1 protein-coding gene is annotated in these 458 nt (G+C 52.8%); it reads right to left on the minus strand.

Features of this window, described 5'->3' with window-relative positions; translation table 11 throughout:
- Positions 1-84: 84 nt before the first annotated feature.
- A complete protein-coding gene (locus QP415_RS10805; RefSeq protein WP_285100050.1) occupies positions 85-363 on the minus strand; it encodes a VRR-NUC domain-containing protein in 279 nt (92 codons plus the stop codon).
- Positions 364-458: the final 95 nt, after the last annotated feature.

A 458-nucleotide genomic window follows, 5' to 3' on the forward strand; every position in this document is an offset into this window, starting at 1 on the left:
ATCACCGATTTGCCCAAACCCATCCCAAGGAAGATTGCGGCCTCGTGATGGTCGATGATGAACTGGGTCGCCTGCCGCTGGTAGTTATGCGGCTGATAGTGCATCAAGCACCTCCTGTATGCCGTCAACCGAATCAACGACCAAAGCGGTGAAACCTTGCTGGCGTAGTTGGTTCATCCGACGTACTTGGATTGGCCTGGGTTTCTGTCCTGGTGCTTTGAGCTCGACGAAGACAGCCCGGTTTCTCATCAGGCATATCCGGTCAGGTACACCTGTGGTTCCAGGGCAGACAAGCTTCCAGCACAAGCCCCCGGAGGCTTCAACGGCCTTTTTGAGCTGGGCTTCGATGTGGTGTTCGTTCATGGTCACTCCTTGAGTGGTTTTCCACGGGGTGACGACTGGTGACGGTTGGATTTGAACTTTTCTAAAGGCGATATTTTTATGGCCTTAGTAATAGT

The sequence above is a fragment of the Pauljensenia sp. UMB3104 genome, from assembly GCF_030217285.1.
In the GTDB taxonomy this organism is placed as follows: Bacteria; Actinomycetota; Actinomycetes; order Actinomycetales; family Actinomycetaceae; genus Pauljensenia.

Bases quoted from the DNA above. Each gene is read 5' to 3' on its own strand.
- QP415_RS10805 (WP_285100050.1), bottom strand. From the start codon at position 363: ATGAACGAACACCACATCGAAGCCCAGCTCAAAAAGGCCGTTGAAGCC.